This is a genomic window from Streptomyces acidicola, assembly GCF_009377235.1.
Taxonomy (GTDB): Bacteria; Actinomycetota; Actinomycetes; order Streptomycetales; family Streptomycetaceae; genus Streptomyces; species Streptomyces acidicola.
On the sequence record NZ_VMNX01000071.1, the window covers coordinates 1 to 24,276 of the forward strand.

Annotated in this window: 19 protein-coding genes and 5 pseudogenes; 15 read left to right on the plus strand and 9 right to left on the minus strand. The window is 69.6% G+C overall.

Annotated elements, in window-relative coordinates; genetic code table 11:
- Positions 1-42 precede the first annotated feature (42 nt).
- The 3 genes and pseudogenes from FPZ41_RS19910 to FPZ41_RS19925 form a co-directional block, all read right to left on the minus strand.
- A pseudogene (locus FPZ41_RS19910) lies at positions 43-637 on the minus strand (oxygenase MpaB family protein); the annotation flags it as partial.
- A 126-nt stretch (positions 638-763) separates the two neighbouring features.
- Entirely contained in the window at positions 764-982 is a 219-nt protein-coding gene (locus FPZ41_RS19915; protein ID WP_194236146.1) for a hypothetical protein, read from the minus strand.
- A 324-nt stretch (positions 983-1,306) separates the two neighbouring features.
- The gene (locus FPZ41_RS19925) at positions 1,307-1,912 is read right to left on the minus strand and encodes a TetR/AcrR family transcriptional regulator (protein WP_152864462.1); all 606 of its coding nucleotides are present in this window, start codon (positions 1,910-1,912) and stop codon (positions 1,307-1,309) included.
- A 237-nt stretch (positions 1,913-2,149) separates the two neighbouring features.
- Here FPZ41_RS19925 and FPZ41_RS19930 point away from each other — a divergent pair, with 237 nt between their 5' ends.
- The 13 genes and pseudogenes from FPZ41_RS19930 to FPZ41_RS19985 all read left to right on the plus strand — a co-directional run bounded on the left by FPZ41_RS19930 (position 2,150) and on the right by FPZ41_RS19985 (position 18,489).
- The gene (locus FPZ41_RS19930; protein ID WP_322620465.1) at positions 2,150-3,274 is read left to right on the plus strand and encodes an FAD-dependent monooxygenase; all 1,125 of its coding nucleotides are present in this window, start codon (positions 2,150-2,152) and stop codon (positions 3,272-3,274) included.
- Positions 3,275-3,459: 185 nt separating this feature from the next.
- On the plus strand, positions 3,460-4,944 hold the full coding sequence (locus FPZ41_RS19935) for an MFS transporter (protein ID WP_322620466.1): 1,485 nt from the start codon (positions 3,460-3,462) through the stop codon (positions 4,942-4,944).
- A 34-nt stretch (positions 4,945-4,978) separates the two neighbouring features.
- Positions 4,979-5,092: pseudogene (locus FPZ41_RS50580) on the plus strand (IS630 family transposase); the annotation flags it as partial.
- Between the two features lie 165 nt (positions 5,093-5,257).
- Positions 5,258-6,427, plus strand: coding sequence for a LysR family transcriptional regulator substrate-binding protein (locus tag FPZ41_RS48415; protein WP_228022849.1), 1,170 nt, complete (start codon positions 5,258-5,260; stop codon positions 6,425-6,427).
- Positions 6,424-6,954, plus strand: a complete 531-nt coding sequence (locus tag FPZ41_RS19945; protein WP_152864468.1) for a flavin reductase family protein — start codon at positions 6,424-6,426, stop codon at positions 6,952-6,954. The genes FPZ41_RS48415 and FPZ41_RS19945 overlap by 4 nt, the downstream gene beginning before the upstream one ends.
- Positions 6,955-7,173: 219 nt before the next feature.
- Complete coding sequence (locus FPZ41_RS19950) at positions 7,174-8,145, plus strand: hydroxymethylglutaryl-CoA lyase (RefSeq protein ID WP_228022846.1); 972 nt, start codon at positions 7,174-7,176, stop codon at positions 8,143-8,145.
- Positions 8,142-9,461 carry a CaiB/BaiF CoA transferase family protein gene (locus FPZ41_RS19955; protein ID WP_322620467.1) on the plus strand — a complete coding sequence of 440 codons (1,320 nt, stop codon included), beginning with the start codon at positions 8,142-8,144 and terminating at the stop codon, positions 9,459-9,461. Before FPZ41_RS19950 ends, FPZ41_RS19955 begins: the two co-directional genes overlap by 4 nt.
- Before the next feature lie 50 nt (positions 9,462-9,511).
- Positions 9,512-11,875, plus strand: a complete 2,364-nt coding sequence (locus tag FPZ41_RS19960) for a transketolase-like TK C-terminal-containing protein (RefSeq protein WP_152864472.1) — start codon at positions 9,512-9,514, stop codon at positions 11,873-11,875.
- A gap of 471 nt (positions 11,876-12,346) precedes the next feature.
- Positions 12,347-13,315: an AraC family transcriptional regulator gene (locus FPZ41_RS19965; RefSeq protein ID WP_228022847.1), complete on the plus strand. Its 969-nt coding sequence runs from the start codon at positions 12,347-12,349 to the stop codon at positions 13,313-13,315.
- A gap of 208 nt (positions 13,316-13,523) precedes the next feature.
- A complete protein-coding gene (locus tag FPZ41_RS19970) occupies positions 13,524-15,011 on the plus strand; it encodes an aldehyde dehydrogenase (RefSeq protein ID WP_322620468.1) in 1,488 nt (495 codons plus the stop codon).
- Between the two features lie 115 nt (positions 15,012-15,126).
- On the plus strand, positions 15,127-16,305 hold the full coding sequence (locus FPZ41_RS19975) for an LLM class flavin-dependent oxidoreductase (protein WP_152864476.1): 1,179 nt from the start codon (positions 15,127-15,129) through the stop codon (positions 16,303-16,305).
- A 291-nt stretch (positions 16,306-16,596) separates the two neighbouring features.
- Positions 16,597-17,523: an MBL fold metallo-hydrolase gene (locus tag FPZ41_RS19980; protein WP_152864477.1), complete on the plus strand. Its 927-nt coding sequence runs from the start codon at positions 16,597-16,599 to the stop codon at positions 17,521-17,523.
- Between the two features lie 27 nt (positions 17,524-17,550).
- Positions 17,551-18,489, plus strand: a complete 939-nt coding sequence (locus FPZ41_RS19985) for an MBL fold metallo-hydrolase (protein ID WP_152864479.1) — start codon at positions 17,551-17,553, stop codon at positions 18,487-18,489.
- Between the two features lie 69 nt (positions 18,490-18,558).
- On the opposite strand, the gene FPZ41_RS19990 is transcribed toward FPZ41_RS19985, so the two are convergent.
- Entirely contained in the window at positions 18,559-19,449 is an 891-nt protein-coding gene (locus tag FPZ41_RS19990) for an NmrA family NAD(P)-binding protein (protein ID WP_152864481.1), read from the minus strand.
- Here FPZ41_RS19990 and FPZ41_RS50270 point away from each other — a divergent pair.
- Positions 19,399-19,695 (plus strand): annotated as a pseudogene (locus FPZ41_RS50270) (alpha/beta hydrolase fold domain-containing protein); the annotation flags it as partial. The gene FPZ41_RS19990 and the pseudogene FPZ41_RS50270 sit on opposite strands and share 51 nt — an antisense overlap.
- Positions 19,696-19,908: 213 nt before the next feature.
- On the opposite strand, the gene FPZ41_RS20000 reads toward FPZ41_RS50270, so the two are convergent.
- Both FPZ41_RS20000 and FPZ41_RS48420 read right to left on the minus strand, forming a co-directional pair.
- The gene (locus FPZ41_RS20000) at positions 19,909-20,925 is read right to left on the minus strand and encodes an aldo/keto reductase (protein ID WP_265584238.1); all 1,017 of its coding nucleotides are present in this window, start codon (positions 20,923-20,925) and stop codon (positions 19,909-19,911) included.
- Positions 20,923-21,384: pseudogene (locus FPZ41_RS48420) on the minus strand (DUF6262 family protein); the annotation flags it as partial. The pseudogene FPZ41_RS48420 and the gene FPZ41_RS20000, both read right to left, overlap by 3 nt.
- Between FPZ41_RS48420 and FPZ41_RS50275 the strand changes: the two are divergent.
- On the plus strand, positions 21,265-22,035 hold the full coding sequence (locus tag FPZ41_RS50275; RefSeq protein ID WP_407698796.1) for a hypothetical protein: 771 nt from the start codon (positions 21,265-21,267) through the stop codon (positions 22,033-22,035). The pseudogene FPZ41_RS48420 and the gene FPZ41_RS50275 sit on opposite strands and share 120 nt — an antisense overlap.
- On the opposite strand, the pseudogene FPZ41_RS20005 reads toward FPZ41_RS50275, so the two are convergent.
- From FPZ41_RS20005 to FPZ41_RS20015, 3 genes and pseudogenes are all read right to left on the minus strand, one after another.
- A pseudogene (locus FPZ41_RS20005) lies at positions 21,966-22,571 on the minus strand (transposase family protein); the annotation flags it as partial. The gene FPZ41_RS50275 and the pseudogene FPZ41_RS20005 sit on opposite strands and share 70 nt — an antisense overlap.
- A gap of 40 nt (positions 22,572-22,611) precedes the next feature.
- The gene (locus FPZ41_RS20010) at positions 22,612-22,866 is read right to left on the minus strand and encodes a MafI family immunity protein (protein WP_194236148.1); all 255 of its coding nucleotides are present in this window, start codon (positions 22,864-22,866) and stop codon (positions 22,612-22,614) included.
- Between the two features lie 98 nt (positions 22,867-22,964).
- Positions 22,965-24,155, minus strand: coding sequence for an acyl-CoA dehydrogenase family protein (locus tag FPZ41_RS20015; protein ID WP_322620469.1), 1,191 nt, complete (start codon positions 24,153-24,155; stop codon positions 22,965-22,967).
- Positions 24,156-24,276 lie beyond the last annotated feature (121 nt).

Genomic DNA, 24,276 nt, shown 5'->3' on the forward strand with positions numbered 1-24,276 from the left:
TTTTGTATAAGAGACAGCCCCGGTCCCGTCCAGTATGGCGGGCTATCGCACGACTTTGTACGGCGCCGGGCGCGAACCGGGACCGAGCCGTCGCATGGCGCGGATGATGTGTTTGGGCGGGAGTTGCCGGCGCAGACGTGCGGGAACGCAGCGCAGCAGGGTGCCGGTGAGACGCAGGCGACGGGTCACCACGGCCGGTGACGGGGCCCGTCTGCCGTACAGCTCATGGGCGTACGGCGGCAAGGAGGCGTACGCCAGGTTCACCACGCGCCGCCACAGGAGGGCGCGCGCCGGGGCGAGCAACGGGTGCGTGGGAGGCGTGCGCAGGAAGTCGTCGACCTCCCGCGCCTCGGGTCCGGCAGCCAACTCCGGCAGCACCCGCACGAAGTAGGCGGCCAACTCCTCCTGATCGCCCGGGACCTCCTCGGGGGCCAGGCCCACCAGTTCGGCGGCGATGCGGTGTTCGGCGACATACCGGTCGGCCGCGGCGTCCGTGAAGGGGAACCCCGAGCACCGCAGCACGTGGAGGTAGGAGTCGATCTCCGCGCAGTGCACCCACCGCAGCAGTTCGGGCTCGTCGACCGGGTACCTCTCCCTCGTTGTCGGGGTCGGTCGCCGAGAGCTTGCTGTGGATCTTTGTGCGAACAGCGTCCACGGAGTCAGATGTGCCCGCAGCCGCTGGTTGTCACTCTCGTCGTTTTCGGTCTGCGCTCGTGCCGGCCGGCGGCAGCATCACACTGCCGGGGCGGACCCCGGTCCGGGATCAGCGTGGCGTACTGGGCCGTAGCAGCAGGCCGGCCATCGTGGTCACGACCAGCAACGCCGCGGCGCTGAACAGGCTGACCCGCAGGCCGTGCAGGAAGGTCGCCCGGTTGGCCACCAGCGCGCCGAAGACGGCCACGGCCAGGGCACCGCCGAGTTGACGGCGCGTGTACAGCTCACCGACGAGCTGAGCTCCCTGCTCGCGCGCATTGCCTTCCACCAGGCGTGGCTCCAAACGATGCTCGGCAGTCGCAGGTTCCTACGCCACTCTCATGGCAACGGCCCGAGCAGAAGCCGGCGCGCAGATGGGTCTCGCCTGGCAGCAGCAGCCGATCACCGCCGACGCCGGCATGACCCGGGCAACACGGACGCGCCGGCCGGCCGGCGGGTCCAGCCCACCGCCGCGGAACCAGCGCTTCCTGAACCCGCCCGCGGTTCGCGTCCCTGCACGCTCGAACTGATGCGGCACTTCAACTTGCTGCGTTGAGCGCGGACATGACGGGCGCTCCGGCCTTCGGCCTGAACGGTGCGGTAGGGCGATTACTCAGACCTGCGGTGCCGTGGCCCGGATGCCGGCGAGCACCACGCCGACGATGCGCTCCGCGTCCGCGCGGGTGAACGGGCGCATGCCGCGGTTGACGATGAGGTGCACCGGGCCGGAGAGCATCTCGCCGAGGAAGGAGCTGTCGACCGGGGGGAGTTCGCCCCGATCGACGGCGGTGTCCACCCGCCGCCGCATGGCGGCCACGCGCTGGTCGAGGATCTTGGTCAGCGCCTGGACGGTGGCGCTTTGGCGGGCGGGCTGGATGGCCTGTTCGAGCGTCCGGCCGAACGGCGTTTCCAGGCCACCGGCGAGGGCCAGCAGGAAGTCCACCAGGTCCCGGTGGATGTCGCCGGTGTCGGCGACCGAGGCGAGATCCTCGGCGTAGCGCAGCAGGGCTTCGACCACCAACTCCTCGCGGTCGGGCCAGTTGCGGTAGACGCTGGTCTTGTGCACGCCGGCGAACTCGGCGACCTCCTCGTAGCGGAAGCCCGTGATGCCGTCGCGCGCCACGAGCTCGACGGTCGCGGCGAGGATCTGCGCTCTCACCCGCGCGGTGCGGCCACCGGGGCGCCGTGCGGGCGGCCGGTCAGCGGTCCCGTTGGTCATCGCCGCGCTCACCTCCTGTTCTCCGCTCGGGTGCCGATTGTCGCCAGGTGCGGCGTTGCGGTGCAACCCGGTGGTAAGTAAGCTCGCTAAAAGCGACAGTTTGTTTCTTTAGCTGCCGGACCGTCGCGACAGCGGCCTGCCCGTCGGCCGCACCGCTCCGACGGTTCGCCTGCCTGACCGGCGGAGCGGCGGCCGATCCGATCGCACACCCACCTCAGCGAAACCTGGAGCACACACGTGAACATCCTTGTCTCCGGAGCCGGTATCGCCGGGCTCGCCAGCGCACTTGAGCTCGGCAAACGCGGCCACGACGTCACCGTTGTCGAGTACGCCCGCCGCCTCCGGCTCACAGGCACCCCCATCGACATCCGCGGTGATGCGATCGAGACCGCGGACAGGATGGGACTGCTCGCGAAGATCCAGAAGCAACGGGTCCGGATGTCCGAGCTCACCCAGTTCGTCGACAGCGAGGGCGAGCCGGTGGCCCGGATCCCGATGGCGGAGATCAGCGACTCCGACGACGACATCGAGCTCCTCCGCGAGGACCTCGTGCGTATCCTCGCCGATGCGCTCCCGGACACCGCGGCGATCCGCTTCCGCGACTCGATCGAGACACTGGCCGACAGCGGTGTCGACGGCGGCGGTGTCGACGTGCGTTTCGCGTCGGGCCGCACCGGGCGGTACGACCTGGTGATCGGTGCCGACGGCCAGCACTCCGCGGTACGCAGGCTGGTGTTCGGGCCCGAGGAGGACTACCTCCGGCACCTCGGTGTCTACTTCGCGCTCGCCGACCACCCCGGCGTGGCGCAATCCGAGGGCGCCAACTCGATATACAACGTCCCCAGCCGGATGGCAGGCATCTTCCGGTATCAGGGCAAGGCCGTTGCGGTCTTCCAGTTCCGCTCGGAACGGATCGACTACGACCACCACGACCTGGACACCCAGAAGAAGATCCTCATCGACGCCTTCGCGGGCTACCGGTCGTGGCGGATCCCGGAGCTGCTCGATGCGGCCCGCGCCGATCCTGGTTTCTACTTCACCTCCGCGAGCCAGATCCACCTGCCCTCCTGGCACCGCGGCCGCGTCGTCCTCGTCGGGGACGCCGGGTACAGCCCGGCCTTCCTGTCCGGCCGGGGCACCTCACTCGCGCTCACCGGCGCCCGCTTTCTCGCCGAAGAACTCGAACGGTGCGGCAATGACCACACCGCCGCGTTCGCACGGTACGAGGCCCGGCAGCGCCCCTATGTCACTTTCGCCCAGGACCGTGTCTACAGCGGTCGCGACCGCATGCTGCCGACCACCTGGGCTGCCATTGCCGCCCGCAACAAGGCGCTGCAAGCATCCGGCACCGGCGCGCCCTGAACCCGGCGCGATGCGAACGGCGCTGCCACCGGCCGTTGCTGATCGGGCGCGACCGCCCGGAAACGGGCGTCCGCATGTGCCCACTCCCCAAAAGCCGGTTCCACCGGCAACCCGCGCCGACCGCGCCGCCAACGGGGCGTGCCGCTCGCCGGGACCTCACCCCCATGCCCTGGAGAGAATGCATAGTGGAAGACACGCTGGAAAAGCCCGCCCATGGCGCCCAGGAGCACCGCTGGAGCAAGCGGCTCATCCTCTGGGCGGCCGTTCTCACCCTCGCCAACGTCCTGGCCGACGTGGTCATCGGCTCGCCCATGATGGTCCTGCCCCAGTTACTGGAGCATTTCGACACCGACCAGGCCGCATGGCTCAATGCAAGCGCGCTGCTGGCCGGGGCCATCTGGTCGCCGCTGCTCGCGAAGAGTTCCGACATCTTCGGCAAGCGCCGGATACTCATCGGCACGCTGCTCCTCGCATGCACAGGAGCGCTGGTCTGCCTCGCTGCCCCCAACGTCTGGATTTTCCTGGTGGGGCGCTTCCTCCAAGGCGCCGCCTTCGCCGCGGTCTTCCTCACGGTGGCCCTCGCACGCCAGATCTGCTCCCCGCGGGTGGCGATGGCCGTGGTCGGGCTTGTGACGTCCGGCTCGTCGATCGTCGGGATCATCGAGCCGTTCCTGATGCAGCCGGTCATCGATGCGTTCGGCTACCGGAGCGTGTTCATCGTGGCGGCGCTGCTCGCCGCGGCGGCCGCGCTGTGCGTGCGTTCCTTCATCCCGGAGTCGCCGATCCGCAAGCCCGGCCGGATCGACGTGCGCGGGGCGCTCCTGCTCGGCGGCGGCCTCGGCGCGGTGCTCGCCTGCGCCAGCCTCGGGAGCGACCTCGGATGGCTGTCCGGGGGCATGATCGCGCTGCTGGCGGCCGGTGCCGCCGCACTGGCCGGCTGGGCGTTCCTCGCGCTGCGGGTCGACGAACCCATCATCGACATCCGGGCCCTCAGCCGCCCGATCCTGCTGACGCTGCTGGCCCTGGTACTGGCAGCAGGCTCCTTCCGGAGCATGCTGCAACTGACCGGCCTCATCGCCCAGGTGCCCCCCGACCTGGGGCTCGGTTACGGGCTGGGCGACGGAGAGGCGGTCGCGGTGCTGCTCGCCACGCCCAATCTCGGCATCGTCATCGGCGGCACGTGCGCCGGATGGATCGCGGGGCGGTTCGGTCCCGCACTGCCCCTCCTCGGCGGCATCGCCGTCGGGGCAGCGGCGACCTTCGCGATGCTGGCGGGCGTGTCAGCGCTCCCGCTCGCGATCGCCTGCGGCGCCATGCTCGGCATGGCCGCCGGCGCGATCGGCGCCTCCGGCTACAACCTGGCGACCAGCCTCGAAGCACCCGAGCGGCAGGGCACGGTCGCCGGTCTGGTGTCGGTCGTACTCGCCCTCGGCTCGGTCGTCTTCAACATCGCCGGGGGCGAGGTGCTCAAAGCGACCCTTGTTCCCGGGACCTTTGCCGACGGTGCCCCGGTGAGCACGGCGACCGGCGTGTACCTCTACGTCGCGATGGCGGGAGCGCTCTTCGTCCTCGCTGCGGTGCCCACGATCATGCTGGCACGCAACCGGCCTGCCGCGCCGGCCGTGCCCGCGGCACCACAGCGTCCGGATTCGGCTGCGGTCGGCCGGTAGCCCGGCCCGTTGGCGGAGCGGTGTGCCCCGTCGTGCGAACGCCGACTGGCTCACGGTGTTCCCGCTGCCCGCCTACACACCGGACCTGAACCCACAGGACGGCGTGCGGTCGATGGCCGAACGCGACCTGGGCAACCTCGCCGCAGCGCCTGTGGTCACGTCTGTGACCAGGATTGCTAGTTGGCACCCGGCGACGTACGTGACCTGCACTGATGCCAACTAGATTCAACGACGACTGGTACGGAATCAGAGAGATAGTTGGCACTTTGGTACAGCGCAGGTCACGAGGGGTGTCGCCGCTGGAACGACAGCTCTGCGGCCGACGGACTTCAGGTGCCGATACAGCTTCTCTGTTGATGATCCGTACGGTGATGCATCCTCCGGGCGGGCACGGTCACCTTCGGCACCTTCAGCAGCGCCGCACCACTATCTCGTCAGGGGACTGGTCGCGGACTTCCGCAAGCGGCACCCCCAGGTCACGGTCCGCATGATCGCCGCGAACTCCACGGAGATCGCGCGCCAGGTGCGCGGCGGCGACCTCGAAGCCGGAATCGTCGCGCTACCCGTCGACGGCCGGGGGATACACCTGTCACAGACGGTGTGGAAGTGCGGTGTCGCCTACTTCAGCACCGACCCGGGAATGACGCGCCGCCGCATGGACATCGCCCAGCTGGGCGACGCGCCGCTCGTACTGCCCGAGGCCGCCGCCGGCAACGCCGATCCCACCCGTCGCCAGCTCAACGAGCGCGCCCAGCTCAAGGGGGGCACCATCGCGCCGGAGGTCAAGGTCGAATCACCCACCGCCGCCCTGGAGATCGCGGCCTTCGGCGTGGCGGCCTCGGTCGCACCGTGCCCCCTCGCACGCATCCTCGGCTACACCGAACGCATGACGTACGCGACCTTCGCGGAACCCGCCATCGAGACGTTCGCGTTCGCCACACGCGAGCCGGTGTACGTGTCGTCCGCCACCCGCGTCATCCTCGCACTGGCCGCGGCACAGTTGCATGCCCCCTACACCGAACACGGCCATGGAGTCGACGGCCCCGGCACCACGTCGTCTGACAGACCGCTCCCGCCATCCCGGCCGGGACACCTGCCAGATCGGTCCGGACGGGCGGGACGGGGACGCCGGCCGCGCCCCTCTCCCCGCCGGCCGGCGACCGGTACCGCCCGGGCCCGCCGAACGCCCGGCCGCGGCACCGGCATGCCGGGAGCAGCCGGTCGATCCCGCGGTTCGACACCCGATCGCGGGCGTCCGCCACCTGAACGGGGGCCGAACCGCGGTACACGGCTGAGCATCGCCGGTACGGCGGTCGAAGGACGGTTCGCGGACAGATCGAGGACCGGCACCCGTGCGGACGCCCCGGCCGCCGCCGGGCTCCGCCGTCCCCGCGCGGCGACCGGAACCTCGCACAGACCGGATCGGAGTCTGCCGCGAGTGGATAGGCTGCCGGTGCCATGTGGACGACGCTGTTCGGCATGAACCGCTTCACCACCCCGCTGAAACATGCAGCCGCCGACGCGATCACCCCCGAGGTCCTGCGCGCCACGATGGGCGCGTTCTGTTCGGGTGTTGTCGTCGTCACCGCGCTGGGCGACCAGGCCGACGCCGAGCCCGTCGGCTTCACCTGCCAGTCGTTCGTGTCGCTCTCGCTCGAGCCGCCGCTGATCTCCATCAGCCCCGCTCGCACGTCCACGACCTGGCCCCGCATCCGAGAGGTGGGCCGGTTCGCCGTCAATGTCCTCGCCGACGACCACGCCGAGCTGTCGAACAGGTTCGCCCGGTCCGGGACCGACAAGTTCGCCGGCGTCGACTGGACGCCCTCGCCCAACGGTTCGCCCGTCCTGGACGGGGTCACCGCCTGGGTCGAGTGCGATCTGTGGCGCGAGTACGACGGCGGCGACCACACGGTCGTCATCGGTCAGGTCACCGCGCTCGACCACAACATCGGGCGGAACCCCCTGCTCTACTACCGCGGCTCCTACCCGCGGGCCTACTGGGCGGCCTGATGGACGACGTCGGGGACACCGCCGGATCGCCCCACGTCGCCGCAACGTACCGCTCGTCAGGCCCATGGGCCTGACCCCGCCGGATCGCACGCGATCCCGCCGGGTCGGTCCGCCGGCCCCCGGGTCCTCGTCACCCGGCGCGGACCGGCACCAGTCCTGAGCCGGAGCCGGGTACGACCCCGGCCCCGCCACCCTCGAACCAGCATGGAGAACGCGCACATGTCCACGACCGTCGAACTTGTCGAGGTCGGCCCACGCGACGGCCTCCAGAACGAGAAGAAGCCGCTCGACGTCGACACCCGGGTGGAGCTCATCCGGCGCCTGGTCGGCCAGGGAGCACGCCGCATCGAGGCGGTCAGCTTCGTCCGGCCCGACCTCGTCCCGCAGATGGCCGGCGCCGAGGAAGTCATGGCCAAGGTGCCGCAGGACCCCGAGGTGTCCTACATCGGCCTCGTCCTCAACCGCCGGGGGGCCGAACGGGCCGCACAGACCCCCTGCACCGAGGTCAACATCGTCATCCCCGTCACCGACTCCTTCTCGACCCGGAACCAGAACCTCACCGTCGACGCGATGCTCGACCACGCCGCCGCCGCCTCGCAGGTCGCCCGCGGCGCCGGTATGCGCGTGAGCCTGACTCTTGCGGTCGCGTTCGGCTGCCCGTTCTCCGGGCCGGTCTCCACCGGACAGGTCGCGGACGTGCTGCTCCGCGCGGCCGAGATCGAACCGGACGAGATCGCGTTCGCCGACACCATCGGCGTCGGGGTCCCCCGCCAGGTCCGTGAACTGGCCGCGCTGGCGGTCGGCGACGACCGCATCCGCAAGCTCCGATTCCACTTCCACAACACCCGGAACACCGGCTACGCGAACGCCGTCGCCGCCGCACACCCCGACCCGTCCACCGGGGCCGTCCCCGGCGGGGTCATCGCGCTGGACGCGTCCGTCGGCGGGTTCGGCGGCTGCCCGTTCGCGCCCGCCGCCACCGGCAACATCGCGACCGAGGACCTCGCCTACCTCCTCCGCGGGGAAGGCGTCCCGCTGGCCGGCAACGGCCACCCCGACATCGACGCCCTCGCCCGGGTCGGGACCTGGCTCGGGGAGCAGCTCGACAACTCACCCCAGGGCCTGCTCGTCCGGGCCGGCGACTTCACCCCGCCCGTTCCCGCGCCCGACAAGGAAGGCACCGAGAAGTGAGCCCCACAGCCCACGACCCGAACCGTCCCCCCACCTCGACCGACGCGCTGCCCCTGACGGGCATCCGTGTCATCGAGCTCGGCAACTTCATCGCCGCCCCCACCGCGGGCCGCCTGCTGGCCGACTTCGGCGCCGAGGTCATCAAGATCGAGCGGCCCCGCACCGGTGACGAACTCCGCAACTGGCGCCTGTTCGCAGGCGACACCTCGATGCTGTACCGCACCATCAACCGGAACAAGAAGTCGATCGAGCTCGACCTGCGAACCGACGAAGGCCAGGCAACGGTCCTCGAACTGGTCTCCTGTTCCGACGTCCTCATCGAGAACTTCCGCCCCGGCACCCTCGACAAGTGGGGACTGACGCCACAAGCGCTCACCGCCGCGAACCCCGAACTCGTCGTCGCGCGCGTCTCCGCCTTCGGTCAGACCGGTCCGCTCGCCCACCGGCCCGGGTTCGCCGCCGTCGCGGAGGCGTTCGGCGGCATGCGGGAACTCGTCGGCGAGAGCGACCGGCCCCCGTCCCGGGTCGGCGTGTCCATCGGGGACTCCATCGCCGGCCTCTACGCAGCGTTCGGGGTCGTCATGTCTCTGCTGGACCACACCATGCGCAGGAGCAACGGCCTGCGGCCCTGGACGCCCATGGAACGGCACATCGACGTGGCACTCCACGAGGCCGTGTTCTCCATGATGGAGTCCCTCGTCCCCGACTACTCCGCCCACGGCGTCCTCCGGGAACGCACCGGCGGCCGGATGCAGGGGATCGCCCCCTCCAACGCCTACGTCTGCGGCAGCGGCGACTCCGTCGTCATCGCCGGAAACGGCGACTCCATCTTCGACCGCTACATGGAGGCCATCGGGCGCCCCGACCTGCGCGACGACCCCGGTCTCGCGACCAACGCCGGCCGCTGGGCCCGACGCGACGAGCTGGACCAGGCCATCGAGTCCTGGACGAGCAAGTACCCCCGCGACGAGGTCCTCTCCATCCTGGAGGCGGCCGGTGTGCCCGCCGGGCCGATCCACACCGCGAAGGACATCGTCGACGACGAGCAGTTCGCCGCCCGCGACATGGTGCAGACACTGCCGGTCAACGTCGCCGGGGAGACCCGCCACGTCGCGTTCCCCGGCATCGTGCCCGTGCTGGACCAGCGGTCCGTCCCGGTCTCCCATCCGGGCCCGGACCTCGGTGAACACACCCACGAGATCGTCTCCGAGCTGCTCGCGCGTCCGTGCAACTGCCGGGCGTGCCTGGAGGCCATAGACGAACTCGGCGACGCCGCCGAGCAGGACGCCGACGCGGGAGACACGGCCGTTCGATAGCGTCCGCGCGCACCCGATCCCACCCGCCACCGAGAAGAAGCAGCGCACCCATGACACCTCCCCCACCGGCCACCACCACGCCGACGACCGTGCCGGACCAGTCCACCGGCGGAGCAGATGTCGCCGCTCTGCGTGACATCTCCCGACGAGTGCTGTGGCTCTCCGCCGCCATCGTCGACGCCGCCAACCGCGGGCGCCATAACGAGACCGGTATCAAGGTCGGCGGGCACCAGGCGTCGTCTGCCTCCATGGTCGACATCATGGTGGCCCTGTGGTTCCACCACCTGACCGACCTGGACCGGGTGTCGGTCAAGCCGCACGCGTCACCGGTCCTGCACGCCATCAACTACCTGCTCGGCGACCTCGACCCGAAGTACCTGACGACGCTCCGGGCGAAGAACGGCCTCCAGTCCTACCCGTCGCGCGTCAAGGACCCCGGCACGGTCGACTTCTCCACCGGGTCGGTCGGCATCGGCGCGACGGCGGCCCTGTGGGCGGCCATCGCGCACCGCTATCTCGCGTCCCAGTTCCCCGGTACGCCGCCCGCGGGCCGGTTCGTGAGCCTGCTCGGCGACGCGGAACTCGACGAGGGCGCCATCTGGGAGGCGGTCGCAGACCCGCAGGTGTCGAACCTGGGCGAGCTGCTGTGGGTGGTCGACCTGAACCGGCAGTCGCTGGACCGGATCGTGCCCGACATCCAGATCACCCGGCTCCAGGGCATGTTCGCCGCGGCCGGCTGGCAGGTCGTCGTCCTGAAGTGGGGCCGCACCATCAGCGAGCTGTTCGCGCGTCCCGGCGGAGAGGAGTTGCGGCGCCGTCTCGAGGAGATGCCCAACGAGGAGTACCAGAGGATCCTCCGGGTCGACTCCTCCGAGATCGCCGCACGCCTCGTCGGGGAGAACGACTCCGGCGAACTCCGGTCGCTGCTGGACTCCCTGACCGCGGCCCAGCTCTCGACCGCGGTGCGCGACCTCGGCGGGCACGATCTCGGGCTCCTGGTCGACACGTTCGACGGCGTCGACACGCACCGGCCCACGGTTGTGTTCGCCTACACCGTCAAGGGCCACGGGCTGCCCACCGAGGGGCACCCGAACAACCACTCCGCGCTGCTGACCGAGGCGCAGATGCGGTCCCTGGCCGAGTCGTGCGGGGTCCGCCTCGAGGACCCGTGGCGCACGTTCGACACCGGTACGGCGGCGGCCGAGGTGTGCGACCGGCGCGGACAGCTGCTCCGGCGTTCGCCCCACACGCCGTCCGCGCCCGTCCCGGTGCCGACCTCGCTCGGGCACCCGCACCGCAAGACCTCCTCGACCCAGGCCGCGCTCGGCCGGCTCCTGGCCGACCTGGTGCGCGACGCCCCGGAGGCGACGGCCCGAGTGGTGACGTGCAGCCCCGATGTCGCGTCGTCGACGAACCTCGGCGGCTGGATCAACAAGACCGGGGTGTGGTCCATCGCGGAACGACACGACTGGTTCGCCGACGACACCGACCGTGTCCTGCGGTGGTCGGAGGTCCGGAACGGTCAGCACCTCGAACTCGGCATCGCCGAGGTGAACCTGGTGTCGCTCGCCGGCGAGCTGGGCGCGACATGGTCCCGGTGGGGTCAACGGCTCATCCCCATAGCGACCCTGTACGACCCGTTCGTGTCACGTGCCCTGGAACCGTGGAGCTACGGCATCTACGCCGGCGGGCAGTCCATCCTGGTCGGCACCCCGTCCGGAGTGACGCTGGCCCCCGAGGGCGGCGCCCACCAGTCCATCACGACACCGTCGATCGGTCTGGAGCAGCCGTCCTGTGTCGCGTGGGAACCGGCGTTCGCTCAGGACCTCGAGTGGTGCTTCCTGCACGCGATGAACCAGGTCGGCGTCCCCGGTGGCACCTCCGCCTATTTCCGGCTCTCGACGCGGCCCGTCGACCCCGCGCTGGCGCTGCTCCCGGAGGACCCGGCGCTGCTGGAGCGGCGGCGCCTGCAGGCGGTGGCCGGCGGATACCGTCTCCGGGCACCGGGCCCGGCGCCGGAGCAGATCACGCTGGTCGGTGTCGGGGCGATCATGCCGGAGGTGGTCGCCGCGGCCGACGCCCTGGCGGAGCTGGGGATCGGGGCCGGGGTCGTCTGCCTCACCAGCCCCGACCTGGTGTTCCGGTCGTTCCAGCAGCGTGGGTCGCGGACCGCCGGCGGCGGGTCCGACATCATCGACGAGCTGTTCCCGCCGCACCGCCCGGCGCCGCTGGTCACCGTCCTGGACGGGCACCCGCACACACTGTCCTACCTCGCGGGCGCCCGCGGGGACCGCATCCGGTGCCTGGGGGTGACCGAGTTCGGACAGTCGTCGGACCTGGCCGACGCGTACAAGCTGCACGGTATCGGCACCGAGGCCATCCTCGACGCGGCGCTGACGCTGCTGGGCCGGTAGACCGGCGGGACCGCCCCGGCGGTCCCGGGCCCGCGGCGCACCCATCCACGGCCGTGGCGGCCCCCCGACTCGGTCGGGGCCGCCACGGCCGTGTTCGCTTTCCCGGGGAACGCCGCCCGTGGACACCCGCGGCTGGACTTGGGGGACGCGCCCGCCGACGAGTCCGGCCGTGGCGCACCGTGCCACGTGAGCCGTACCAGGCGGCTACCGGGTGTCCTCGCCGCCGTCGGGGAGCCGACCAGGGCACCCTCACACCATCCACCGTCTCCGGTGTCCGCCGACTACCGGAGCGGGTGCACGGCCGGCCTCCGTGGCGCCGGGCAGGTGACGGACCGGCGGTACCGGAACGGTTTTGGGATGGTTCCGCGCTCAGCGGATAGTCGGCCGCCGCCGGTGGCTTCTAGGGTGACGGTCCCGCGGCTATATTTCGCGGGCTTCACGACACGGCAGATGTCCCCCGGAGGGGGTCCGATGGAGTACCTGGCGTCTGCTCCGGTGACCGACACGCACAGCCTGGAAGAGGCCCGCGAGGCGGTCAGCCGGATCTACCTGCCCCACGAACTGGTCGGCCCGAAAGACGCGATAAACATGCGTCTCAACGCCCTCAGTGACCGAAACATGACGTTGGGCTACCTCACCTACCAGGCCGAGGCAGAGCTCACGATGCCCGCGACCGAGTACTGCTACCACGTCAACCTGACCATCAGCGGTGAGACAACCGCCTCCCGCAGCGACGGCCGCCGCGAACACACCGTGGCCGATCGGAGTGGCGTGGTGCTGTCCCCGGTACAGACGAACGTGGTGAGATGGAGCCCCGAGGCCGAGCAGCTCATCCTGAAGATCCCGCGCAGTAGCCTCGAGTCGCACCTCTCGGATCTGCTCGGACAGCCGGTCACCGCGGTCATCGACTTCGACTTCGGCCTCGACCTGACCACCGCCTCCGGGCGCGCCCTGCTGCGGTCGGTGCAGTTCCTCGCGACCGAGCTCGACAACCCCGCCGGGCTGGCGGCGATGCCGCTCGCGCGTGAGCAGCTGGAGGCGTACGTCCTCACGTCGCTGCTGCACGCCGGCCGCCACCAGTTCAGTGCCGCGCTGGCCGGTAACGAGGACACACGCCGTCTCGGCCGGCTGTCCTCGGTGGTGGCCTACATCGAGGAGCACGCGGACCGGGAGATAACGCCCGAGAGTCTCGCCCGGGTCGGCTGTGTCAGCGTCCGCACCCTCCATGCCGCGTTCCAGGACCAGCTCGGCGAGTCCCCGATGGCGTACGTGCGTCGCATCCGGTTGAGCAAGGCCCGCGCCGAACTGCTGCGCAGCGACCCCCAGAAGACCCGTGTCGCGGACATCGCCATGCGCTGGGGGTTCTTCCACCAGTCACGGTTCGCCCAGCAGTACCGGCACCAGTTCAACGAGCTGCCTTCCGTCACGCTCCAGCGCTGACCGGCCTCGTCCAGGGGCGCCGGAGCCGACGATGGTCCGGCGCCGTTCCGCCATGCCCGCACATCGGGGCCGCGGAACACGGATCGGTCAACTCTGCACTGAACGGCCCTTGCCCGTCAGTGAGCGGATAGGAGCCAGCCGCCACCCTTCTTAGCGTTTCGTGCGACATCCACAACGCTCCGACTCACAGCTGAGGAGACCGAATATCGTGTCTCATCCCTCCTCCGACCTCGAGACGTTCAAGCTGTTCATCAACGGCGAGTCCGTCGACGCGATCTCCGGAAAGACCTTCGAGTCCCTCAACCCCTACACCGGCCAGCCGTGGGCGAGGATCGCCGACGGCGGCCCGGAGGACATCGACGTCGCCGTGCGCGCGGCGCGCGCGGCGTTCGAAGGCGAGTGGGGCAACAAGAGCGGCTTCGAGCGATCCGACATCCTGCGCTCGATCGCCGACGCCATCACCGCGAACGCCGAGCGGCTCGCGCTGCTGGAGGTACGCGACTCCGGCAAGCTCATGCGTGAGATGCTCGGCCAGCTCAACGGGCTCGGGCGCTGGTACAGCTACTTCGCCGGTCTTGCCGACAAGCTCGAGGGCAAGACCGTTCCCGCGCTGAACCCGCAGACCTACTTCGGTTACACCCTCCGGCAGCCCGTCGGGGTGGTCGGCGCCATCACGCCGTGGAACAGCCCCCTGCTGCTCCTGACGTTCAAGCTCGCGCCGCTGCTGGCGGCCGGCTGCACCGCCGTGGTGAAACCGTCGGAGCACTCGCCGGCCTCGACGGTCGCCTTCGCCGAGATCCTCACCGCGGCCGGCCTGCCCGCCGGTGCCCTGAACGTCGTCACCGGCTGGGACCGCTCCACCGGAGAGGCGCTCGCCTCGCACACGGGTGTCGACAAGATCGCGTTCACCGGCTCGACCGCGACCGGCGCGAAGGTCGCGCAGGCCGCGGTCGCGAACATCAACAGGGTGACCCTCGAACTCGGCGGCAAGTCGCCGCAGATCGTGTTCCCCGACGCCGACCTGGACGCCGTCGCCAACGGACTCGTCGCCGGCGTGTTCGCCGCGACCGGGCAGACGTGCATGGCCGGTTCCCGGCTCATCGTGCACGAGTCGGTGAAGGACGAACTGGTGGCCAAGGTCGTCGAGCGCGCCAACGCCATCAAGCAGGGCGATCCCACGGAGGCCGAGACCGAGATGGGGCCGGTCGCGAATCGTCCCCAGTACACGAAGGTCCTCGAGTTCCTGGATGGCGCGCGGGCCGAGGGCGCGACCATCGCGTGCGGCGGCGGGCCGAACACCGAACTCGGCGGCCTGTTCGTCCGCCCGACCGTGGTGCTCGCCGGTCCCGACAAGACCATCGTGCGCGAGGAGGTGTTCGGCCCGGTCCTCGCCGCCTACACGTTCACCGACGAGGCCGACGCCATCGCCCTGGCCAACGACACCCCGTACGGCCTGGCCGGAGCCGTCTGGACCAAGGACGTGCACCGGGCCCACCGGATCGCCGCGGCCGTGCGCGCCGGCACGATCTGGATCAACGCCTACCGGGTCGTCACCCCCAATATGCCGTTCGGTGGCTTCGGCAGCTCCGGCATCGGCCGCGAGAACGGCTCCGACGCCGTGAATGAGTACCTGGAGAACAAGTCCGTCCTGGTCGAACTGACCGGCGGCACCCGCGACCCGTTCAAGATGGGCTGACCGAGCCCGTTCCCTCCCCTGGCGCGACCCGCCTCCGCGAGCCGCGCCGCCCTTCCGAACCCTCGAGAGCACGACTCCCCCCGTGCGAGGCGAACCAGAGAACCAAGGAGACGTCATGACCACCCTCACCGCGAACGAGAGGCTCGGTCTCGCCGGCACCGACCAGCGCCCCGACAGTGAGACCAAACCGGCTCAGGACCGCCGGGAGACGAACCCGCTGCTCAACGACCAGCCGATGAAGCTCGGTCTGTTCGGCACCAACTGCTCCTACGGCCTCATCGTGTCCCATGCGCCGTCCTCGTACGAGATCACCTGGGAGCACACGAAGTCCATCGCGCGGCAGGCCGACGAGATGGGCCTGGAAGCCATGGTCCCGGTCGCTCGCTGGAAGGGCTTCGGCGGTTCGACCAACTTCAACGGCAACTGCTTCGAGACGTACACCTGGGCGGCCGGCATCGCCGAGGCCACCGAGAACATCGCAGTGGCGGCGACCTCGCACCTGCCGACCGTGCACCCCATCGTGGCGGCCAAGGCCGCGACCACCATCGACCGTATCTCCGGCGGCCGGTTCGCCCTGAACCTGGTCATGGGCTGGGTTCCGCCGGAGATGGAGATGTTCGGCGGTGAGCAGCGACAGCACGACGAGCGGTACGCGTTCGGGCAGGAGTGGATCGACTACGCGATGCGCCTCTGGTCCGAACCGGGCAGCTTCGACGTGGCCGGCAAGTACTTCGAGGGCCGGGACGTGGAGGCGTACCCGAAGCCGCACCAGGGTCCCCACCCGGTGCTGATGAACGCGGGCAACTCGCCCGCCGGCATCGACTACTCGGCCCGGAACGTCGACATCAACTTCGCCAGCCTCGACACGCTGGAGAACGTCAAGACGTACACCGAGAAGGTCCGCAACAAGGCTCGCGACGACTACCAGCGCGCCATCGACGTGATGACCTACGGCCTCGTGGTCGTCCGGGACACCGAGAAGGAGGCCAAGGCGGCCTTCCAGCAGGTCGTCGACGAGGGCGACTGGGATGCGGCGGGCAACGTCATCAAGATTGCGCTCTCCGGGGCGAGCCAGTCCTTCGAGCACGCCAGGGAGATGTCGGAGCGCTTCATCGCCGGCTGGGGAGGCTACCCGCTCGTCGGCACCCCGGAGCAGGTCGTCCAGGGCATGAAGGAGCTGAACGAAGCTGGCATGGGCGGCATGATCATGGGGCTCATCGACCCGAACGAGGAGCTGCCCATGTTCAAGGAGCAGGTCCTGCCGCTCATGATCGAGGCGGGCATCCGCCACTGACCGTGACCGGCCGGCCATCCCGCACGGCGCCCCTGTCCCACCGGACGGGGAGCCGTCGCCGGGGCGGACGGCCGCCCACGGACGCGCAGTACGTCACCTGTCCGGGCCCGCCGGCCTCCAGGGCCGCGGCACGCCGTCGCCGCAGGCAGGCGCCCGGGAGCCCGATCGAGTCATCGGCGGCCCGCCGTTGCCGGCCATCGATGGATCGGGCCTTCTCTTCATTCCGCCGGGCGGCACCGCCCGGCCAGCGATCCGCTCACAGGGACGTGAGCGACGGAAGGAACGCCTCGCATGAAGAACGAAGTGTGGAGAATCGGCGACGTCAAGATCACCATGATCGAGGAGCTCGGCTTCTGGTCCCCCATCGACGCGGACCTCATGAAGGAGGCCTCACCCGACTCGGTGCCCGATGAGATCCGCGCGACCGACTGGCTGCGGCGGGACTTCATCAACGAGAACGGCGAGGTGTACGGCGCCATGCGCACCTACATCCTCGAGACTCCGACCAAGACCATCGTCATGGACACCGGACTCGGCAACCACAAGGACCGTGTCCTGCCGATCTGGCAGCTCGACACCGACTTCCTGGAGCGGTTCACCGAGATCGTGGATCCCGCGGACGTCGATGTCGTGGTGAGCAGCCACCTTCACCTGGACCACTGCGGCTGGAACACGAAGCTGGTGGACGGCGAGTGGGTGCCGACGTTCCCCAACGCCGAGTACCTGTACGTGCAGAAGGAATACGACCACTGGAAGCGCTACGCCGAGGACCCGGACTTCGAGGACGGCTACACCGAGGCCACCCGGGACATCATCGACGCCCGCGGCGCGTTCCATGACTCCATCCAGCCCGTGGTGGACGCGGGACACGTGCGCTTCGTCGACGCCGACTTCGAGATCACTCCCGAGGTGCGGATGGAGGCGGTGCACGGGCACACCCCGGGCCACATCGTCATCCGCGTCGACTCACAGGGGCAGAGCGCGGCGCTTCCGGGCGACGTGGTCCATACCGTCTGGGGTCTGAGCCGTCCCGACTGGCGGGACGGATTCGACTCCGACAAGGCGGTCGGGATGCAGTCGCGGTGGGAGTTCTTCGAGAGCGTGGCCGACAAGCCCGTCCTGCTGCTGACCACCCACATCGGCCCGGTCCCCGCCGGCCACCTGGTCCACGAAGGTGACAGCTTCCGGCTGATCCCCGCCCCCAACACCGCCGTCTGAGTCGAACCAGCACGAAAGAAGGTTGCAATGACGCAACCCGTCGACTACCTGGCCAATGAGACCTGGACAGTCGGGGATGTGACGATCACCAAGGTGGTCGAGTCCTCAGGCCCGTTCCCGATCGAGCTTCTCGACCCCATCGTCGGCGCCGAACGGGTCAGGTCCGTGAAGACCGGCCCCTCGTGGCAGCGCCCGTACTACCTCAGCGGGAACGACGAGATCTGCACGCCGGTGCACTCGTTCCTGATCCAGACACCGACCAAGCGCATCGTCGTGGACACGGGTGTCGGCGACGACCGTGAACGGGACTTCGAGGGCTTCCGGATGCTGAAGTCGGGGTACCTCGACCGGTTCGGCGCCGTCTGGGATCCGGAGAGCGTCGACTACGTCGTCAGCACCCACCTGCATGTGGACCACTGCGGGTGGAACACCAGGCTCGAGAACGCGCGGTGGGTGCCCACCTTTCCCAACGCCAGGTATCTCTTCATCAAGGCCGAGTACGACGCCTGGAAGGCCCTGGCCGCGGACCCGGACGCGTCGAGACTCTGGGACCCGACGCCGTACATGATGCTCGACATCGAACGACTGTTCAGCGAGTCGATGCTGCCGATCCACGAGGCCGGTCTGGTCGACTGGACGGAGCCGGACGCGGTGCTGACCCCTGAGGTACGCCTGATCCCCACCCACGGCCACACACCGGGCCATGTCTCGGTGCTGGTGGAGTCCGGGGGGCAGAGCACCGTCATGAGCGGCGACCTCTTCCACGGAGCGTGCCAGGTGGCGCATCCGGAGTGGCATGACCAGCTCGACATCGACCGTCCCAAGGGAATGCTGACCCGGGCCGGGTTCCTGGAGCGGTTCGCGGACACTTCGACGATGGTGCTCTTCACCCACATAGGGCCGTCGCCGGCCGCGTACATCAAGCGCGAGGGCGGCAGCTACCGGCTCGAACCCGCCGGCGCCTGACGGTGACGGGACGGACGGCCCGGAGCAGGCCGTTGCACGCCTGCTCCGGGCCGTCCGTCCTGGGACCCGTCAGCCAGCGGGGGTCTGCGCCGGTCCGAGGAAAGCGTCGCGGTTGGCGGTCAGCCAGTCGCGGAACCGGCTGGGCTCGAACCTCAGATGCCCGGGGGTGATGGCGGCCTCACCGGCGAGCATGGTCTCCCAGGGCGTCTCGCCCACGCTGCCGATGAACGCCTCCTCGAACTTGCAGTAGTCCAGGAAGTACTCGGGCGCCCCGTCGAAACGGTAGTAGCGGCGGGGAGGATAGCTCTCCTCGCCGCTCTCGATCGTGATGTTCTCGCCGAACGCCTCCGTCATCAATGCCGCGAGATCCCCGAACGTGGACCGGTCGACGCCGTTGACCAGGTGATACGTCTCGCCGACCCGTGTCCGCGACGGGTCCGGCATGAGTTCGGCGGCCGCATGGCCGATGTCGCCCGCGTCGATGAAGTCCATGAGCCTCCCGGCCGGCATGATGAGGGTGCGCCGGTTGACGCTCGAAGGCGACATGTAGTTGGCGAAGTCCTGGAAGAACCAGGCCAGGACGTTCAGGTAGACGACGGGTACGGAAGAGGCGGAGAGCACCTTCCGGCCTCGCAGGTGGACGACGCCCGTTCCGGTGTCCCACTTCCGTATCGGCGGGTACACCTCGAACACCTGCGACTCGTCGCGGTGCCCAGGCGCGTCACCGGTCATGCGCACCAGCCGGACGAGCGAACCGGCCCGCTCGACGGCGTCGACGACGTTGCCCATGGCGGTCGTCTCGTCGAGGCCGAAGTCCGGGGTGATGACGAAGGCGGCCTTGATGCCGTCGAACGCGGCCCGCAGCGACGCCGGGTCCAGGTAGTCCGCCACGACGACCTCGGCATCCGGATGTTCGGAGGTGACAGCGCGGGCGCCAACATCTCGGCCGCCCTCACCCATCTCGATCGCGGGAACAGGTATCCCCTGGCGGCACAGACACTGATCTATCCGGCGACCGAGTACGCGGTCGAGCGGGACTCCTGGATCGAGAACGCGAACGCGCCGGCGCTGACGGTGCGGGACACCCTGTGGTTCTGGGAGCAGTACCTCCGTGACGGGCGGGACCGCACGGGCCCCCGGGCCAGGCCGTCGAACGCCGCCTCGTTCGTCAAGGGGCTTCCTCCCGCGCGAGTCGTGATCGCCGGCCACGAGCCGCTCCACGACGACGGCCTGAACTACGCGCGTCTGTTCGACGAGGCCGGGGCGGTTCAGTACCGGGTGCACCGGTGCTCGCGTAGGCGGACCCGGTCATGGCCCAGGCGGCATCCGTGTCCGCCGGTACACCGGTGCCCGCGCGGCCGGCGGGCTCCGATTCCGCCCGGTGCCGGAGTCAACGATCCTGGTCGCGGCGGAGGGCCGTCACCAGGTCGGCATCATGGCTTCCGAGTAGCGGGAGCCGGCCGAACCGTGCGGCAGCAGCTCCGCGACCCGTGCCAGGTCCACGGGGGTCAGCTCGACGTCCGCCGACGCGACGTTCTCGGCGAGCCGCTCGGGGCTGCGGGTGCCGGGGATGGGCACGATGTCGTCGCCCTGGGCCAGCAGCCACGCCAGCGCCAGCTGGGTGACCGCGATGCCCTTGCTGTCCGCGAGGGCGGTGAGTTCCCGGATGGCGGCCGGGTTCTTCTCGAAGTTACCCGGCTGCCAGCGGTCGTCGAACCGGCGCATGTCGTCGGCCGGGTACTCGGCCGCCGGCTTCACCGTGCTGGTGAGGAATCCGCGCCCGAGTGGGGAGTACGGGACGAACCCGATGCCCAGCTCACGCACGACCGGCAGCACCTCGGCCTCCACGGCGCACTCGAAGACCGAGTACTCGGTCTGGAGAACGGAGACCGGGTGGACCGCGTGTGCCCGCCGGATGATGTCGGGGCCGGCCTCGCTCAGCCCGAAGTACCGCACCTTGCCCTCGGCGATCAGCTCGCCGACCGTGCCGGCGACGTCCTCGATGGGCGCGTCCGGGTCGACACGGTGCTGGTACAGCACGTCGATGTGGTCGGTGCCGAGGTAGCGCAGGCTGTTCTCGGTGACCTCGCGAATGTGCTCCGGACGGCTGTCCGTACCCACCATCGTCGGGTCGGCCATGTCGAACCCGAACTTGGTGGCGATCACGATCTCGTCGCGGAAGTCCTTCACGGCACGGCCCAGCAGCTGCTCGTTGCTGCCGGTGCCCAGGCCGTACCGCTCGGCGGTGTCGAAGAGCGTAACGCCCAGTTCGTACGCCCGCCGGATGGTGGCGATGCTGCTCTCGTCGTCGGTGGGACCGTAGGCGATGGTCATGCCCATCGTGCCGAGGCCGACCGCCCCGACCTGGAGCCCTTGGTCGCCGAGCCGCCGTACGGTGCGTCGTTCCCCGAGCGCGAGGGCGAGGGCCTCGCGCAACTCCCGGTTCTCGGACTCCAGTTGTCGGTTGCGCTCGGTGGCAGCCTCCAAGCGCCGTAGAAGGGAGGCGTCGGAGGCTCGTTGCCGGTCGGGAACCGGCCGGGCCGCAGGGATCGACTGGCGGCGGGCGCGAAGTCGCTCGACCTCGGCTCTCGGGTCCGGATGGTTGTAGAGCCAGGACCGGGAGACACCCGCTTCGCGGGCGACGGTCTCGAAGGTGATCGCAGTGCCGGTGGCATCCATCCGCCGCAGGGCGGCGACCGCGCGTCGGCGGGTTGCCGTGGCTCTCCGACGGGCCGCGGCGAAGATCCCGGTGGAGGTGCACCTCACGCGGGGGGGTTGACGGTCAGCGGACGCATCGACCTGATCCGCCGGATCGACATTGGTGGGCAGTCCATCGTGGACTTCAAGTCCAAGGAACGCGCCCAGGCTGACGCTGTCAGCCGCGATCAACTGCACATCTACGTCGCGGGGTACGAGGAACTGAGCGGCAAGCGCGTCGACCTCGTCGAGGTCCTGAACCTCGACGAGGGCAGCCGCAGCAGCCGCGAGGAGGTCAACGACACCCTGCTGAAGGAGATCTCCGGCAAGGTCGCCAAGGCCGGGGAAGCAACTCCGGCACAACGACATGCCCCGCAAGACCTCGTGGTGCGGCACCTGCGCCGCTTGCGACTTCGCCGCGATCTGCAGGGACCGGCCCAGCACTCCGTAACACTGCTCGACCACGTCGGCCCGTTGGGCCGCGGTGTTGTGCGATACCAGCACCACGGCCCAACCTCCACACCTCCGACGCGACCGGCGAGGGCGTCTGGAACCCGGACCAGGTCGAGGCGTATTGGAGGTGATCACTCGACTGCTACGGCGTTCGCAGTCACAGAATGTGACCAGCGCTCTTACCTCCTCAGGTGCCGCAACTCCGCCCGCCCTGCTCCGTTAGGAGCCGCGCCCTGGGGAGAATGTGGGGAGTACGGGCGGCGCTGGGGAGCGCCTGAGCGGTGTCCCGTAAATGATCTCTGGCACGCTGGGGTGACCTGCGTGTTCCTCCAGTCGGGGAGTTCGGTCTGGCCCTTCTCGCGGCGGTGCGGGATGACCAGGCCGGTACCCCGGTAACCGCCGTCTGCGATCACCGTGGTCTTCCCGACGGCATCCTTGGCGCCGGACAGCTCCCACGCCTTGCAGTCGTTGCGGTTGCCAGGCAGCGGCCGGCCGACAGCGACGACGAGTCGGGTATCGGCGTCGATGACGACCTGGTGGTTGGTCGAGTACCGATAGTTCTTCGACTGCTCGGCGACGGTGTGATCGCGGGTGGGGCCCAAGGTGCCATCCACGATCAGCACGGCGTCCTTGCGGAATCGCTTGCGCGGCTGGAGCGCGAGCGACGGACCGAGGTGGTCGATGATGCGGTCAGCGGCCGACTTGGACACCCCGAACAGCGGCGCAAGCTGCCGCAACGTCAGGTTGGTCCGCCAGTACGCAGCAACCAGCAGAACCCGGTCCTCCAGCGGCAGACTCCACGGCCGGCCCTTGCGGACGGGGTCCGCACCCTCGCGCCGCAACGCGGTGATCAACTTGCCGAACTGTCGCGGGCTCAGCCCGGTGAACGGGGCTATCCATGACGGCTCCGACGCCGTGATCACACCAGCCACGGGAAGGATCATCCCTCGTCAAGATCGTCGGTGGCGGAGGTCAGTCGATCAGCAGCTCGTCAAGGCGCTGGACCGAACGCGGCCTGTCCATCTCATTGGCCATAGCTACCAGGCTCGCGTGGTACTGCGGGGTGATGGGTAGAGCGTCTTCGTAGATCCACGAGCACATGGTGTCGAACGCCAAAGCCTCCTCACCGTGTGACAGAAGATGGCGCACATCCGTGATGACCGCCCTTGAGGTGAGCGGCGAGTCCTCAAGCAGCGCCGCCACCCGCGCTCGATACGACAGGCTCACGAGCTGCCCCCATGCCATGGACGAACGGATCGATGACCCCACATCCTCGCTGTTCAGTGGAGGGCTGTCGACTCTCCTGATCAGTTACGGGACAGCCCTTAGCGGCGCACGCGCGGCATCCCCAGGCCGATCCACGAGATGATCTCGCGCTGGATCTCGTTGTTGCCGCCGCCGAAGGTGAAGATCACGGCCGAGCGGTAGCCGCGTTCCAGTTCGCCGTGGAGGACGGCGCCCGCGGAGCCGTCCTTCAAAGCACCGGCCGCGGCGACGGTCTCCATGAGCCAGGCGTAGGCCTCGCGGCGCGCCTCGGAGCCGTAGACCTTGACGGCGGAGGCGTCCTGGGGGGTGAGGGTGCCCTCCTGGACGGCGTTCACCATCTGCCAGTTGAGCAGCTTCATCGCGTCGAGCTTCGTATGGGTCTGGGCGAGGCGGCGGCGCACCCAGGGCAGGTCGATGACGCGGCGGCCGTCGGTGAGCTTGGTCTCCATGGCCCAGCGCTGCACGTCGTGCAGGGCGCGGATGGCCATGGTGCCGTGGGCGGCGAGGGTGACGCGTTCGTGGTTGAGCTGGTTCGTGATCAGCCGCCAGCCCTTGTTCTCCTCACCGACACGGTGGGAGACGGGGACGCGGATGTTCTCGTAGTAGCTGGCGGTGGTGTCGTGCGAGGCGAGTGTGTTGATCAGGGTGCAGGAGTAGCCGGGGTCGGTGGTCGGGACCAGGAGCATCGTGATGCCCTTGTGGGGCGGGGCTTCCGGGTCGGTGCGCACGGCCAGCCACACCCAGTCCGCGGTGTCGCCGTTCGTGGTCCAGATCTTCTGACCGTTGACCGTGTAGTGGCCGGTGGCCTCGTCACCCTCCCTGACCGCGCGGGTCTTCAGGGAGGCGAGGTCCGTGCCCGCTTCGGGCTCGCTGTAGCCGATCGCGAAGTCGATCTCGCCGGAGAGGATGCGTGGCAGGAAGTACGTTTTCTGTTCCTCGCTGCCGAACTGCATGATCGTCGGGCCGACCGTGTTGAGCGCCATCAGGGGCAGCGGGACGCCCGCCTGGGCCGCCTCGTCGAAGAAGATGAACTGTTCCATGGGCGTCAGCCCGCGTCCGCCGTACTCCTTCGGCCAGCCGACACCGAGCCAGCCGTCCGTGCCGAGGCGCCGGATCGTCTCGCGGTAGAAGCGCTTCTGGGCGGCCGGTTCGGCGTATCGGGCGTGCACGCCTTCCGGTACCAACTCGGCGAAGTAGGCGCGTAGTTCGGTGCGCAGCCGCTGCTGCTCGGGTGTGTATTCCAGATGCACGGCGCCTCCTGGCTCCCCAAGGCCGGACCTGACGGCGCACACCGTAGAACGTGTTCCAGAAATTGGGAACAACGAAGGACGAGCCGAACCATGGAAGAGGCCCCCGGAATTCGCCGAGAAC